This is a genomic window from Nostoc sp. FACHB-152 (genome assembly GCF_014697475.1).
Classification (GTDB): domain Bacteria; phylum Cyanobacteriota; class Cyanobacteriia; order Cyanobacteriales; family Nostocaceae; genus Nostoc_B.
Genome location: NZ_JACJRV010000119.1, coordinates 1 through 14,185, shown reverse-complemented (window position 1 = coordinate 14,185; position 14,185 = coordinate 1). Strand labels below are relative to the sequence as shown.

Annotated in this window: 13 protein-coding genes and 3 pseudogenes; 10 read left to right on the top strand and 6 right to left on the bottom strand. The window is 40.7% G+C overall.

The annotated features are described in order from the left end of the window. The 3 genes and pseudogenes from H6G76_RS34030 to H6G76_RS34020 all read left to right on the top strand — a co-directional run. A pseudogene (locus H6G76_RS34030) lies at positions 1-427 on the top strand (hypothetical protein); the annotation flags it as partial. Then, positions 399-692 (top strand): hypothetical protein, encoded by a 294-nt coding sequence (locus tag H6G76_RS34025; protein WP_190710619.1) that lies wholly within the window; start codon positions 399-401, stop codon positions 690-692. The pseudogene H6G76_RS34030 and the gene H6G76_RS34025, both read left to right, overlap by 29 nt. Before the next feature lie 19 nt (positions 693-711). Further along, entirely contained in the window at positions 712-873 is a 162-nt protein-coding gene (locus H6G76_RS34020; protein ID WP_242056647.1) for a hypothetical protein, read from the top strand. A gap of 71 nt (positions 874-944) precedes the next feature. Here the strand turns inward: H6G76_RS34020 and H6G76_RS34015 are convergent, their stop codons facing one another. Then, positions 945-1,496 carry a lipoxygenase family protein gene (locus tag H6G76_RS34015; RefSeq protein ID WP_190710615.1) on the bottom strand — a complete coding sequence of 184 codons (552 nt, stop codon included), beginning with the start codon at positions 1,494-1,496 and terminating at the stop codon, positions 945-947. A gap of 273 nt (positions 1,497-1,769) precedes the next feature. Here H6G76_RS34015 and H6G76_RS34010 point away from each other — a divergent pair, with 273 nt between their 5' ends. Next, the gene (locus H6G76_RS34010) at positions 1,770-3,491 is read left to right on the top strand and encodes a SulP family inorganic anion transporter (protein WP_190710614.1); all 1,722 of its coding nucleotides are present in this window, start codon (positions 1,770-1,772) and stop codon (positions 3,489-3,491) included. A 100-nt stretch (positions 3,492-3,591) separates the two neighbouring features. Here H6G76_RS34010 and H6G76_RS34005 read toward each other — a convergent pair whose 3' ends face one another. Then, on the bottom strand, positions 3,592-3,768 hold the full coding sequence (locus H6G76_RS34005) for a hypothetical protein (RefSeq protein WP_190710613.1): 177 nt from the start codon (positions 3,766-3,768) through the stop codon (positions 3,592-3,594). Positions 3,769-4,315: 547 nt separating this feature from the next. Between H6G76_RS34005 and H6G76_RS34000 the strand changes: the two genes are divergently transcribed. From H6G76_RS34000 to H6G76_RS33990, 3 genes and pseudogenes are all read left to right on the top strand, one after another. Further along, a complete protein-coding gene (locus H6G76_RS34000) occupies positions 4,316-4,516 on the top strand; it encodes a hypothetical protein (protein WP_190710612.1) in 201 nt (66 codons plus the stop codon). 366 nt (positions 4,517-4,882) lie between these two features. Further along, positions 4,883-5,551 (top strand): annotated as a pseudogene (locus H6G76_RS37500) (DUF3105 domain-containing protein). Positions 5,552-5,686: 135 nt separating this feature from the next. Next, positions 5,687-6,157 carry a glutathione S-transferase C-terminal domain-containing protein gene (locus H6G76_RS33990; protein ID WP_397334004.1) on the top strand — a complete coding sequence of 157 codons (471 nt, stop codon included), beginning with the start codon at positions 5,687-5,689 and terminating at the stop codon, positions 6,155-6,157. Between the two features lie 128 nt (positions 6,158-6,285). Here the strand turns inward: H6G76_RS33990 and H6G76_RS33985 are convergent, their stop codons facing one another. After that, positions 6,286-6,798 (bottom strand): hypothetical protein, encoded by a 513-nt coding sequence (locus H6G76_RS33985; RefSeq protein WP_190710611.1) that lies wholly within the window; start codon positions 6,796-6,798, stop codon positions 6,286-6,288. 976 nt (positions 6,799-7,774) lie between these two features. Between H6G76_RS33985 and H6G76_RS33980 the strand changes: the two genes are divergently transcribed. After that, complete coding sequence (locus H6G76_RS33980; RefSeq protein WP_190710610.1) at positions 7,775-9,226, top strand: S9 family peptidase; 1,452 nt, start codon at positions 7,775-7,777, stop codon at positions 9,224-9,226. A 120-nt stretch (positions 9,227-9,346) separates the two neighbouring features. After that, positions 9,347-10,126, top strand: coding sequence for an MGMT family protein (locus tag H6G76_RS33975; RefSeq protein ID WP_242056646.1), 780 nt, complete (start codon positions 9,347-9,349; stop codon positions 10,124-10,126). A gap of 214 nt (positions 10,127-10,340) precedes the next feature. Here the strand turns inward: H6G76_RS33975 and H6G76_RS33970 are convergent. Both H6G76_RS33970 and H6G76_RS33965 read right to left on the bottom strand, forming a co-directional pair. Beyond that, positions 10,341-11,057 (bottom strand): annotated as a pseudogene (locus tag H6G76_RS33970) (sigma-70 family RNA polymerase sigma factor); the annotation flags it as partial. 123 nt (positions 11,058-11,180) lie between these two features. After that, positions 11,181-11,444 (bottom strand): sigma-70 factor domain-containing protein, encoded by a 264-nt coding sequence (locus H6G76_RS33965; protein ID WP_190710609.1) that lies wholly within the window; start codon positions 11,442-11,444, stop codon positions 11,181-11,183. A 255-nt stretch (positions 11,445-11,699) separates the two neighbouring features. Between H6G76_RS33965 and H6G76_RS33960 the strand changes: the two genes are divergently transcribed. Next, positions 11,700-12,746, top strand: coding sequence for a J domain-containing protein (locus H6G76_RS33960; protein ID WP_190710608.1), 1,047 nt, complete (start codon positions 11,700-11,702; stop codon positions 12,744-12,746). A 153-nt stretch (positions 12,747-12,899) separates the two neighbouring features. On the opposite strand, the gene H6G76_RS33955 is transcribed toward H6G76_RS33960, so the two are convergent. Then, the coding region (locus H6G76_RS33955) for a hypothetical protein (RefSeq protein ID WP_190710607.1) at positions 12,900-14,185 on the bottom strand (1,286 nt) is incomplete at its 5' end.

The following is a 14,185-nucleotide window of genomic DNA, read 5'->3' as shown; positions in this document are numbered from 1 at the left end:
AGATGATGGTGGGCGGTTGATTAAAAAGTTAACTGCACTCGAAGGAATTTTAGCTTCCCCAAGGGAGGTTATTACCGACGAACACGGGCGAGAAGTCCTTATGCCACCTGATGTGGTTGCACAACGGGATCGGGCAGAGCGAGATCGCCTACCTATTTGCACAGATTGGGGTAATCACTCCACATCCTGGTTAATGCGTCATCGGTTGGGACTACAGGGGATATTAATGGACTTGATGGCCGGGTTGGAGATTATCGGGAACGAACCCACGCTCACAGCAATGGCAGATTTCTCTAAGCGCAATGTGCCACATATTAAGGCTATTCTCAACTTGACTATCCCACTTGATGAATCAATCACCCGTATGGATTTTAAGCCAGTATCTTTCACAACTTGGTTTGTCTACCACATTTCGTCGTCCCGATGAGAATGGTCTACGTGTCCAGTATTATCGACTCAAAGAAGAAGATGTGGCTTTTGCGAAGCAGGTTTTAGCTTATCGGCAACGGCAGCGCGAGGAGAGAGAAGACGGCAGGAAGAGCAGGAACATAATGCGGCTTACGCAGCTAGAATGCAGGCTATGTATGGCATCAATGCTCCGTCCACCCCCCCCATTATTAAAGATGGAAGTAATAATTGGGGGGGTTGGACGGACAAGAAAACACCATACATTCATGGTGGCAGCAGGTTAAATCCTATACTGCGATGTTCATGGAACGGGTAGAAGTTGGGGTTGATGCAGTCAAAGAGTTTTTGAGTACCTTAACAAGTGATGAGCGATGGGGCGTGATGGTGGAAATGGAACAGACCCAGCCTGTGATGTTTGGTCAATTGGTGGCTGTGGCTCCCGATTGGGTTGAATGGATGGGGTGATGGTAATGATTCAAGAGTCAGAGATTTCTTCTTGCTACGTAGATTATCCCCAAAAGCCGCCAGGTATAACGTTAACCACTTGTACTGTTAGCCATCCGGGAAGGTAGAAAAGCAGGGTAACATTCGATTCGGTGTTTATTGCGTTGTTCAATCAATATTTCTAAACCTTGGAGACGGTCTTGCAAGCCTTTGAGAACATTAATAGCTCGCCAATCTTGAAAACTGTTCACACCAAAATCTGTAAATGCTTTGGGGTCTTGCTTAGTGCCAATTGATGCCATGAGGTTGCTCTGAGCAAAAGTTGCCTGAACACCAGGAAGGAAACTAGTTAAGTTCTCTTCTCGAATAATTCCTTTACTCGTGGGAATAGGCTGATATATAGCTCCGGGCATATTCGGGATAAAAGCCATGTACTGGTATTGCATCCAACCAATAGCTGAGTGTTGCGGCCCAGCAGTAAAAATGATTTGTGTTAATAGATCGATCAACTGGTCACGCTCCCTCAAATGGCGCGGCAAAGAAACTATACCAAAACCTTGCTTACTAATGGGTCTTTGTAAAGCTTTTATCCAATTTTGGAGTTCAAAATCTTCCCGGACATCTCGGTTGGATTTGTAGTGCAATTGGTTCTAAAACAAGATGGGTCTGACCCAAATGACGGACTAACTCATGCACATAAAAATCAGCCATCTGGGTAATCAGTTTAGCTAAAGTCCAGTCCACTCCATCCATTGGTGTCAAAAGCAGACTGATTCGGGGCAGTTGTCCTAGTTGAATAGCAATAGGGATTAAACGCGAATCTCTGCGGTTGCCATCAGCATAATAGAGTGCGATTGGAGCAGTTTAAACTAGTTAATATCTTCTTAAACTAAATTCAAGTCTGATTTAGGTTAGCTATGTTGAAAAAGCATCAAGTAACCTTACCAGGCATACCAGGGTTAAAACGGTTGCTGTCTTACCAGCGAGCATGGTTACTCCCTGATTTACTGGCTGGTGTAACGGTAGCTGCTTATTTAATTCCGCAGTGTATGGCTTATGGGGAGTTGGCCGGGGTGCAGCCTGTAATAGGATTGTGGGCAATTCTGCCACCAATGATTATTTATGCAGTGTTGGGTTCTTCTCCTCAACTCTCGGTAGGACCAGAATCGACCACGGCGGTAATGACAGCAGCAGCGATCGCTCCTTTGCTGGCATCTCATGGTGGTAGTTATGCAACTCTAGCTTCTGGATTAGCTTTCATTGTCGGGATTATATGCATCATTGGCTACATTGCTCGCTTAGGGTTTTTAGCAGATTTGCTGTCTAAACCGATTCTGATTGGTTATATGGCAGGGGTTGCCATAATTATGATTACCGGGCAGTTAGGCAAAATTAGTGGCATTGACATTGAGGCAAATACTGTTTTTGGGCAAATAGGTGAATTCTTCAGCAACTTAGAGCGAATTCATCAGCCAACTTTGATATTAGCAACTTTAGTCTTAGCTTTTTTATTCATCATTCAGCGACGCTTTCCGACTGTGCCGGGGCCGTTGTTAGCCGTATTATTAGCAACGGCTAGCGTGGGATTATTCAATCTCGACCAACAAGGAGTAGCAATAGTTGGAGAGATTCCGGCAGGTTTACCTCATTTAACTTTCCCCAGATTATCGATTCCGGAGCTATCTACACTGTTTGCTTCTGCTGTTGGGATTGCGATTGTTGGGTATTCAGATAATGTGCTGACAGCAAGGGCATTTGCTAGTCGTAATCACTACAAAATTGACGCTAATCAAGAACTATTGGCACTTGGCACCTCAAATCTGGGAAACGGATTGATGCAGGGTTTTCCAATTAGTAGTAGTGGTAGCCGTACTGCAATTGCTGACTCACTAGGAAGCAAAAGCCAAGCATTCTCTTTAGTTGCTTTGGTTGTAGTCATCTTAGTCTTATTGTTTCTACGCCCTTTGCTGGCACAATTTCCAAAAGCTGCATTAGGGGCGATTGTGATTTATGCCGCTACCAAACTGATTGAAATCCCAGAATTTTTGAGATTGGCACAATTTCGACGCAGCGAATTATTTTTGGCTCTGTCCACAATCTTTGGAGTTCTACTGACAGATATTTTGGTTGGGGTTGGTATTGCAGTTGGATTATCTGTGATTGATTTATTTGCCAGGGTAGCACGACCACACGATGCTGTTTTAGGTGAAGTGCCAGGTTTACCTGGATTACATGATATTGAAGATTGGGAAGGAACTAAAACTATCCCAGGTTTAGTTATTTATCGGTATGACGCTCCCCTTTGCTTTGCCAATGTCGAAAATTTCAAGTACAGGGCATTGTTGGCCATTGAAGCCGAAACAACTCCTGTAGAATGGTTTGTGCTAAATACAGAAGCAATTGTTGAAGTTGATATTACTGCCATCGACGCATTAGCTCAACTGCACAGTGAACTAGCGGCTAAAGGTATTACCTTTGCTCTGACACGGGTCAAACAAGATCTTTACAAACAACTAAAGCACTCGCAGCTTTTAGAAAAGATTGGCTCCCAACACGTTTATCTGACCTTACATACTGCGATTGCTGCATTTGAAGCCCGCGAACGCCATTCTCACAAACAGACTATTAAAGAGAAATGAAACAGTCATACCAATATGAGACAAAAACAAGAGTCGTCTGAATTCGGCTCCCTGTGGTCACAGGCGTTTGCAAATCAAATAGAATTGGATTGCTATAGCTCTAATCGGGTTCTGCGACGAACGATAATGCCCCACCAAAGACTAAGCCTGCTAGAAATGGAATAATCCCTCCCTGGATAGCGAGTTCTGCCTCAGATAGTTCCTTTAAGTAGCTTTCAGAGTCAGAAAACAGTTCAGAACCAGTAGGATTCAAGTCATAAATCGTGATCCTAGTCATTCAAAGCTCTCCTGTTTAGTAGGATTGTCTAGAACGAGATTAAACTGTAAATTGCCTAATCCTTATTTAAATAGTCTAAAATTCAATCTACTAATTCAAGCATTTGGAACTTCCTATTTGTGTATAATTCATTTAGTTATGTTTCCATTTTTTAATTATTTTAGAATTTACGCATCGACAAATTAGACAGACAATGCAAAAAGAAGAATTTGAGGTACTTAAGCAGAGTTTCGATTTGGTGAACACAATAGACATTAATGGAGAGAGTGTGTCATTTAAAGAATAATGTGACCATTTTTTAGCATAAAGTGACCACTAAATAGAATCTATGACAGAAGCTTGTGTGGTCGCTAACTAGGTCTGTAAGTTACGAAGTTTTAAATAATCAAAACATAAATTATGTAATTATGCATTTAAAATCAGCTTTTAACTGTTGAAATACTAGGGTTGATTTTAGAAGATTGAATTGGGATTAGAAATTTAAAAGCTAATCCCATTTTTGAGGAACTTTTCTCTTTAAATTACGAATCTAGTATTGGAGTTCAAAATGGCTAGTATCAAGATTGTTGACCTATATTCTCAAAGTTTCACAAGCAACTTGACTGATGAAAATTTGAAAAAGATTAATGGTGGTTCTTGTACTTATGCAGGATTAAAATATGGCGCAGGGAGTAGAGTTTGGCAGGCTGACGGACTGTATGAATGTATAGATATTCGTTTTGCCCCTGATAGATGGTCAAAAATTTAACAGCTAACTTCCGTTAGTTGCTAAAGTTATCTGAAGATACTCTAGTTAAGTAGTTCAGCTTTCTGGTTGTGTTGCTAAAATTTTTTGGTGTTGCTCCCATAGCTATTCAGGCGTTGTAGATTAATGGGATGAATTTTGTTTCGCGCAAAGGTGAGCCTATGTTTCGCGTACTTTGCCCATTGAAGCAATTAGCATTATAAAGTACTCGAAAATTCTATCTCTGCGTGACACTTCATCGCCGGCTCTCTAGCATTACGCCAATTCCTATCGCTTCTCAAGATTTTGGTAGCACAACTGAAAATTCAACTTTAATTAGTTGATTTAGATAATCCATCAGTTTTTTTCTATCATCTGGGCAGAAATTATATGAAGATTAAACTTGCTAAATCAGGCTTGTTGTTACTGTGCCTGACCTGTGCAATCAGCATCACTCTACTATTCCCAAATATGCCTGGGTACTCTCATGAATCTCCCCCACAATTTAGTACCGCTCCAACTTCTAGTTCAATGAGAAATTCCACACTCAAGTGGAACAGCTTAATCGAACCCTTCGCTGTAATTACCGCTGAGTCACCTTTGCCTGGGCTACACCCAGGCACAATACTCCCTGGAATTCGTTTTCCTGATTTAGGGCAACAACACGTAGAAGTCGCTACTTCAGTCACTTATAATTCCAATCCACCAACCTCCGGGCCTCACTACCCGTATCCAGCAGCTTGGGGCATCTATGTATATCCGCCCGCCGATTAATTTTTAGTACACAATTTAGAGCATGGCGGCGTGATTGTTAGCTATAATCCTCAGCAAATTAAAGGTCAAGAGTTGGTTCAGTTATACCAGCAGGCACACTCTTTGAGCAACTTTAACCCACGTATTATCGTGACACCACGGTTAAACCTCGATACTCCAATTGCACTGACTACTTGGAATTATTTACAGAAACTCGACCGTTATAACTCTACAGCAGTAAAAATCTTTTATGATACGCACATTGCTCGTGGCCCTGAATGCCAGGAAGGGCTATGTCCAGGTTAAGGCAATACTCTTGTTAAGAGCTTGTTTATAAAAGAAACCTTAAGCAGGTAGTATCTGTAATTGGCTTTGTCACTTTGTTTGGTATCCTTTTCATCTTGAGGTGAACTACGGCTAAAGCCTGTACCAATCGGCTCGATGAACACGATGAACACCAAGCCTGTAAAGCTTAACCAACTTTCCACATTGTCCACCACCCGAACTAGAGGTTTGGGTAGGCTAGCACATGACTGTCAGGCGATTTTGTCAACAATTTTTAAGAACTTAATCGATAGTTTAGATTATTGGGAAACCATTCTGAGCAAACAGCGATATTTATGCGGCAATCAACTGACACAAGCAGATATTTGTCTGTTTACAACGCTATATTGCTTTGACTCGGTATACTACGTTCTCTTTAAGTGTAATTTGCGGCGCATTCTCGACTATCCCAACCTCTGGAATTATCTCAAGGATTTATATCAGCATCCTGGGTTCAAAGTAACCTGCAATCTCGATTATACAAAACGTGCTTATTACATGAGTATGACCGAGATCAATCCAAATCGAATTGTACCGAAGGGGCCAATCGTTGATTTCGATGAAATACACGACCGCGTTCGTCTTTGACGTTGCCGCAGGCATCGCTTCAAAAACTCTTAGTCATGCTCTTATACTCATCTTCAACACTTTTAGTTGCCGTCAAATACACGGTGGCAATTTGCTTGCGCTCCGTATATTGCCAAACGCGATTGATTTTAAGCACTAGTTGGCTCTACATAACCTTGAATATTTTCTGGCTCAAACGAGCGTAAGATTTCCGTAGCACGTCGGGTTAGCTCCTCTGTTCCTTTAACGACTATTAAATACTTGCCAGCATTTAAACGATTGCGATATGGCAAAGCATCTCCACTACCTACGGTTAAACCAACTCCACCACCTACTAGATAAGCCCCTAAAACACCCGAAGCTGCTCCTAAAATTCCACCAATAACATGACTGCCAAGATCGCCAAGCGATAAAATTTCAATCCCTGTAAGGTAATTAAAGGCATAGCCAGCAATAAACCCAAAAGGTACTAGCCAGTATAGTAATCGCTTTGCGCCTTTACGGGCTTGTTGATTTGGGTCAATCAGCTTGTAATCATCAGCACTTTTATAACCACTGCCTAAAATATCTACTTGGTTAGGAGATAGGCCTTCATTTGTTAAGGCGGAATAAGCTGCTTGGGCTTTTGACTTGTCTGGTAAAACTGCAATCAGGTAATTCATAGAGCAAAACTCCAATACTAAATTATGTTCAAAATTATTCACAAGAGAGACTATTTTCTTATTAATCGTGATTGATGCTAAATACTTATGGTTTTTTCACATGACATGGAAACAAATTTATATTTAAAAATTAAGTAATTTGAAATGTACATATAAACTAGGACAGCAAGAACTGGGCTAGAATACATCTTTCTCTAGAACTAGCTATAAGGAATAGTTTTAATCCTAGAGGAATAACTATTTATATTTATTATTTACCTAGGGCAGGCAGACTATGACGTACAGTACTATGAGTTCAACGGTTTTCATACAGTCCCCAGTGCTATCAGCCAAACAGCTATGAAGTGGGTTACTGGAGTAAAACCGAAGACAAGTTAACAATTTTCGTTTATCAACTAAACGTTGTAGGTTTGCCGTAAGGAACAATGTTAAAAATTGCAGATTCATCAATTAGATTAATTGGGAGCAAAAAAATATATCTATTTAAGTTGGGAGAATCACGAAAAGAGTATGACAATACTAATAATTTGGATTTTTTACTGAAAATGAAACCTTGAGTTGCTATCAAGCAATATTAATATTTGTGTTAGAGGGCATGAGGTATGACTGCATTCAGACATTTTATAGATAAATATAATGGCATCAAGAAATGCTGCTTTGGAACGATGCCATGATTTCTTATATCAAAAGTGGTGGTTATAGCGACTTAGCGAATTCAATTGTCCAAGTTGATTAACCAACACCCATTTTATGGGGAGAAGCAAATGAAATACTTCCACGAGAAGATGCAGAAAAATTTTATCAAGATATTCCTAACTCAAAGCTAGTCAAGCTGAAAAATTTTAGTCATACACCTCAACTCGAACAGCTACAAATTATGTCTCAAAATATTCTACAGTTTTTGAATGAGCAAAATTGTTCATGATCTTAATCAAGATAAAACAGTAGCTGTATTAAAGAATCAGTAATATTCTTTATGAAAAAAAGCCGTAGTTTAGTATTAGCAATTGTAGCAGTAATATTAGTTGCCTTTTCATGGTGGGGTGTGCTAACAGCGCAAACGTCTCTCGTAATTAGGCAAATGGAACGTTTGGGAGTACTTTTGTTATATATAGCACCACAAAATGCTGAAAATGTCCCTGGTGTTTTAATCGCGCATGGTTATGCTGGCTCGAAACAATTAATGCTTGGCTATGCCTACACTTTGGCTCATGCAGGTTATGCTGTTATGCTCCCTGATTTTGATAGTCATGCTGCTAACGCCAAACCACTAGGAAACAATTCACTTCAGCAGAATTTAGATGTTGCATATACAGTACTACTAGAGCAACCAGAGGTCGATAAATCACGTTTGGCGATGTTACGTCATTCAATGGGTAGTGGTGCTGTCATGTCTGCGGCGGTCAATCAAGTAGATCGCTATGCCGCTACTGTAGCAGTTTCCCCTACAGGTGCTTCAATTACACCAAACATACCTCGAAACCTCTTATTACAAGCAGGCAGTTGGGAAAATAGATTTGTTGCCAATGCCGAGCGTTTACTACTCTCTGGCGGTGGTGAAAACCATAATTTTGCTTTAGGTAAAGCCAGGAAGCTGGTAATTATCCCCAATGCCGAACATATTACAATCCTATTTCGCCATTCGAGCCATCAGGCTGCTAGGGATTGGCTCGATAGTACTTTCGGCATCAACAACCAAAGTAACTATATTGATTACCGAATGCTGTGGTATTTTTTGCATTTGTTAGGATGGCTCATAATGCTAGCAGCGATCGCACCCCTTTTCAAAACTTCTCTTCTTACTCAAAAAACCGGACAGTTAAAAAGCTCCATTGGTTTATTAATAGCACCTTTTGTCGCCACTGGTACTTTGGTGCTAACCAATCACTTAGGTGATATTGATAGCTTAGGCGGAGTATTAGTAGGTGGCGCAGTTAGTATTTGGTTTGGGGTGGCAGGTTTAAGTTGGTTGGCTGCGATGCTACCGCTACAGATGCCCCCATCACTCAGAACCTTAGTAATGAGTCTGATTTTGTTCATCATATTATGGATTGGGTTTGGGGCAATGGCACAAGTAGTATGGTTGCAGTGGTGGTTAATTCCATCACGTTTGCAAATTTTTCCGCTTTTGGCAATTGCTTGCTTTCCTTGGTTTTTAGCTTCTGGAATAGCACAACAAAATGTTAATTTTGGTGGGCGAGTTTTGTGGTGGCTAGGGCAAAGCGCAGTTTTAATAGGTGGATTTATTCTTGTACTTTATTTTCTGCCACAACTAAGTTTTATTTATCTTTTGCTGCCATTATTTCCTGTATTTATGGCAATTTTCTCCTTTTGTTCGGGTTTCCTGAATAATCCCTGGAGTTATGCTCTTGGTAGTACTTTATTTTTTGGTTGGGTATTAGCATCTGCTTTTCCATTATCAAGTTAAATTCTGAGCAACATCCAGACGACAAGTCTTGAGCGTTTAGAAGTTCGCCTGCTCTCGCTTCACCCTCGTTTTCGTAATTGTTATTAATCTCTCAACCTAAAAAGTCAATAATAGTTATTTATGCTTACTGCTCAAGGTTCTACCTTACACCTTTTCATTAAACAGCAGCATAAGTCAGCAATGAAAGAATTTGAGGCTATCAACTTAATAAAAGGTCATGGTATTGAAGGGGACGTTAATGCTAACCCCATCAGTCCCAGGCAAGTGTTAGTTGTTAGGTATGAAGATATTTCAGACTTGGGAATTCCACCTGGAGAACTACGAGAGAATATTGTGATAAGCGGGATACAACCTGAAAATTTCACTCCTGGTTCTCTCATGAGTTTTGACAGTGGGGCTGCTATTCGTTTAACTTTCCATTGCGAACCATGCAAACGGATAGCGCATTTAGTTGATTCCTTAAAAATTCTTCAAGCTAAAAGAGGCATTTTAGGCGTAGTTATCAATTCAGGTATGATTTGTATCGGAAATAATGTTCACCTTGAAACTGATAAATTTCCCGCATTATCTGAAAATCCTTATGAGCGATTTCTCGAATTTATCCTTAAAGTACCAGCAGGTACAGTAGTCACTTATCAACACATAATTCAAGCTATTGGAGTAGATAACAGCTACCTTAGAGCTATTCCTATCTATCTTAAAAAAACATCGGCTCATGATTATCCCATTCACCGCATCTTAGACTCTCAAGGCTATTTAATAAAATACGTAGATAATCAACAGCATAAATTGGAATCAGAAGGCATTAATATTTTGAATAATTTAGATTTATCTAGTTCTTCAGTTAAGTATTTTGTAGAGTATAGGCAATATTTATACCAAAATGACCAGCTTTATTAAAGTTAAATTCAATGAGGTTAGATGAACAGGAAGGCACACAAAAAGCTTTATAAAAAGTAGCAGTAAATTTATTGCGACAGGTGATGGCGACAGAAACAATTATGCGAGTAATAGGATTAAGTTTAGAGCAATTTATCCCGTTACAAGCACCGTTTCAACAAGAGAATTAATCCCCCTAGAATCATGTATATATCAAGGTGAGCTAATTTCTTAATCAAGAAGTTAAATACTGCCCAATAGATGGTTGTTGACGACGCAAAGCAGTCATCGCTTGCATCTGTATTTGACGCACTCGCTCTCGACTAATATTGAGCTTTTCTCCAATCTGAGCCAAACTTCGTTCTTGATTATCTAACAGTCCAAAGCGCAAAGTTAATACTTCACGCTGCACAGGTTTTAGTGTTGCTAACAGATCGCTTAAATTTTGGCGCAACATTTCTTGGATAATTTGTTCATCTGGTGATGTCCCTTCATGGGCTAGAAGTTCGCTGAGTTCTGTATCTTGGTTATCTCCTACTTTCAAATCAAGAGAAATTGTCCCATTCGCCGCCGCCAAGTATTCTCGAATCTGGCTTGGCTGCATATCCAATTTTTGGGCAATTTCTGTGAGCGTGCCACGACGACCAAGTGTTTGAAACAGTTCTCGTTGTACCTTCTTAATTTGATTAAGTTTCTCATTGACGTGAATTGGTAGCCTCACCGTGCGGGATTTCTCGGCAATCGCTCTGGTAATCGCCTGAGTAAACCACCAGTATGCATAAGTTGATAATTTGTAGCCTCGGTTAGGGTCAAACTTTTCGATTCCCTTTTGTAAACCAATTGCTCCTTCTTGAACCAAATCCAAAAATTCCAAATTGCGTCCTTGGTATTTTTTAGCAATGGAAACCACCAACCGCAGGTTAGCGGTAATCATCTTTTGCTTGGCTCGCTGACTAAGCCCCGCTGGGGCGGGGTGTCGGGTGTGTGTGGGGTGTCGGGTGTAGGGGAAGAAAAAGCCCCAACAACCCCAGGGATACAAGCCCCTTTCAATGCCATTTTCACTACACCCTACACCCTACACCCTACCCCCTACACCCTGCTCTTGTCCTTGCTGAAAGATTTGACTAATTTCAATTTCGCTTTTATTGACAAAATTCGCTAATTCAAGGGGTGTTGGTTGACGATTTAATTGTTGACTTAGCTGCTGCTGTTGTTGCTGTAGGGCAATCATTTGTTGTACCTGTCTGCCATAAGTTATTTCTTGGTCAGAGGTTAATAACGGGTACTGACCAATTTCTTGCAAATAGACACGCACCAGATCAGAACTTAGGCTAGACATACAACTTTATTACTTCTCTCAAATTAGACGAATTCAAAATTATAAATCAAATAACCTGACAAAAATCTCATCTCAGGACTAGATTTTTATGTAGCGATCGCTCTTTTTCTAAAAATAAGACTTTTACCTAAGAACTAGCTACAGTTCAAATACTGAAGAAATGCCATCATTCAAGATTTGCCTATTCATGTATTATCAATGGGGTGTCTTGTATCTGTATGATTCTTCTTACCTGGGAAACAGCATCAAACTTCTATGCCTCGACGAACTGCTACATCTTCATCCCCTTCTACTGCTGCAACCGAACTAGCTCTTTCCGAATTACATCTGCGCTTACAATTCTTAGAGAAAGAACATCAATCTATTCTCAAGCAGATTAAGAAAAAGCGGACTGAACTAAATAACTTTGTCGAAAGGACGCGTTCTTTAGCTACAGAAGTTGTGCATCGGGCTAGTCCTAGCTTCCAAAAAATGGCTCAACTCGATCAAGAAATTCACGCTTTGTTTGAAACTATCTTTACTACCAGAAAATTTGGTAAACAAACTCTTAAGAAGATACAAGCAGTTTATCATCAACTACAGTTTGCCGGAGTCATCAGTATAAAACCTGACACAAGCCAATTAGAGGCAGAGCCAGATGAAGAGTTTGCCCCTATGGAAGAAGATTTCTGCGCCGAATCTGCCCAAAATACCCATCAACATCATTGGCAAGTACCTGACTCTACCTCATTTGGGGCTGGGGCTAGAACTGAGACACAACAAAAAATTCGCTCCACATTTTTGCGGTTAGCGGAAATCTTTCACCCAGATAAGGCAACTGATAGCGAAACACAGAAATATCATACCCAAATTATGCAGGAGATCAATATTGCCTACCAGGAAGGAGATTTGGCAAGGCTGCTAGAAATTGAATCTCGTCAACAAGTTGGGGAAGTGGTCGAACTCAATAATGAAGATGATTTAACTCGCAAATGTCGCCATCTCGAACAGCAAAATCAAATTCTTCAAGCTCAATATGAAAACTTGAAACGGGAACTACGTTTAGCCAAAAATACACCAGAAGGAGCAATGGTTTCTAGTTCCCGCAAAGCAGCCAAACAAGGCATTGATGCTGTAGCCGGGATGGTTGAAGCCATCGAATCTCAAATTGGGGCTGTTTCTCAAATCCGGGATTTTGTTCAGGATTTTCAACAGCAGAAACTGACTATTCAAGAATTTCTGGCTGGGCCAGTTTCTCTGTATTCTTCTGAGGAAGAATTGCTTCAAGATATTCTTGAGCAGATGATCTCAGAATTAATCTGATAAGAACCTTTTAATTAACAACCCCTTGTACAAGGTGGCTTTGTCAATTGCACTCTTGCAATTGCGAACTTGTACGCTCGTTTAGCCTGAGCGTAGCCGTTCGCCTTGGTCTCCGACAGGAGAAGGGCGCAGTCGAAGTATTGCAAATTGTTATTAATCAGGTAACAACTTAGCATCCCAAATGTAAAGTCCTTTTTCCTCTGGCACTTTTGAGAATCGTCCTGTGCGAAAACCCCGTGACAATTCATTGAGTACGGCTGGTCTAACTTGTTTGGTTTGCTCTGGATTAATTTTCCCGTATAGTCTGTTGATTACTTCATTAGCATCAAACACTTTTCTCGGATTTTTTTCTAGTAACAAACTAATCGCATCAATCAAAAATTTGCCTTCCAACTCTCCTTTCAAAGGTATGACATTAGCTTTCGCTTGTGGAGATGGTTTTCTGGCTTGAGTTTGGCTAGTCTCAGTAGAAACATCCTTGCTGACATTAGCTTTCGCCTGTGGGTCTGGTTTTTCGGTTTGATTTTGGCTCGGCTTAGAAGAACTATCTTCGCTGATATTTGTTTGCGCTTGCGGTTCTGGTTTTTTGGTTTGAGTTTTACTTGGCTTAGAAGAACTGTTTTTGCTCTTGGAATTGAGTGATTTTAAATCTACGGTGTAGTAACCTGGTTTGCCGGGAACTAATGACCACTTACCGCTTTCTTTTCCTTGAGTTAGTGTTGATTGAACTCTACCTTTAACAACTTTCTTTGCTTTCGGCTCTAACTCCCCATACAGCGAACGCACCACAAAATCTATATGGCAGACACTGCCTTTATGCTGCTGTAACAGTTTTTCTACCGCTTCAATGCGTCTTAAAGGCTGATACTCACCCAGCATTGGGATCTCTTGCCCATATAGCGGTTTATCTGGTGCAGTGGTGGTTTCCTCAGCGTTGGTAGGCTCGGCAACTAGAGGTTCTTCTTTTTGAGGAGATGACTTCTTAGTGCTAGTAGGGGCTAATTCAGGTGCTGTCTGTTGAGTATCTGAGGTTTCATCAAAAGTGTCGCTTTCTCCCTTAGCAGCAACTTCTGTCTCTATGGCTGCTGGTTCCTCTAGATTAGCAACCTCATCAGATTCGGTTTGATCTGGAGCAACATCTGGTAGTCTACCATTAGATAAGTTTTCTTCCCCTTGAGTTACTTGGTTGGGGGAAGGTATATCTGCTGTTGTTATCTTGTTTACTTTTGGTAGTTCAGTCCTATTTGCTACGACTTCCGGCTTGGTTTTTGTGGTTTCCGGCTGAGTGCCATTTTGGACAGGCAAGGTTAATATTTCTTCTGTGGGTTCTCCAAAGGTGCCATTCGCCTCTGCTCCCTCTTCTAAACCCCAGTTCGACAATAACGCTTGGGCATGAGTGAAATTCTCTAATGCTTCTCGATATAATTTTCCGTACTTAT

Excerpts from the sequence above, each read along its gene's own strand:
- H6G76_RS33980 (WP_190710610.1), top strand. The coding sequence starts at position 7,775 with ATGAAAAAAAGCCGTAGTTTAGTATTAGCAATTGTAGCAGTAATATTA.
- H6G76_RS33960 (WP_190710608.1), top strand. The coding sequence starts at position 11,700 with ATGCCTCGACGAACTGCTACATCTTCATCCCCTTCTACTGCTGCAACC.
- H6G76_RS34005 (WP_190710613.1), bottom strand. The coding sequence starts at position 3,768 with ATGACTAGGATCACGATTTATGACTTGAATCCTACTGGTTCTGAACTG.
- H6G76_RS33990 (WP_397334004.1), top strand. The coding sequence starts at position 5,687 with ATGAACACGATGAACACCAAGCCTGTAAAGCTTAACCAACTTTCCACA.
- H6G76_RS34010 (WP_190710614.1), top strand. The coding sequence starts at position 1,770 with ATGTTGAAAAAGCATCAAGTAACCTTACCAGGCATACCAGGGTTAAAA.
- H6G76_RS34020 (WP_242056647.1), top strand. The coding sequence starts at position 712 with ATGGAACGGGTAGAAGTTGGGGTTGATGCAGTCAAAGAGTTTTTGAGT.
- H6G76_RS33965 (WP_190710609.1), bottom strand. The coding sequence starts at position 11,444 with ATGTCTAGCCTAAGTTCTGATCTGGTGCGTGTCTATTTGCAAGAAATT.
- H6G76_RS33975 (WP_242056646.1), top strand. The coding sequence starts at position 9,347 with ATGCTTACTGCTCAAGGTTCTACCTTACACCTTTTCATTAAACAGCAG.
- H6G76_RS33985 (WP_190710611.1), bottom strand. The coding sequence starts at position 6,798 with ATGAATTACCTGATTGCAGTTTTACCAGACAAGTCAAAAGCCCAAGCA.
- H6G76_RS34000 (WP_190710612.1), top strand. The coding sequence starts at position 4,316 with ATGGCTAGTATCAAGATTGTTGACCTATATTCTCAAAGTTTCACAAGC.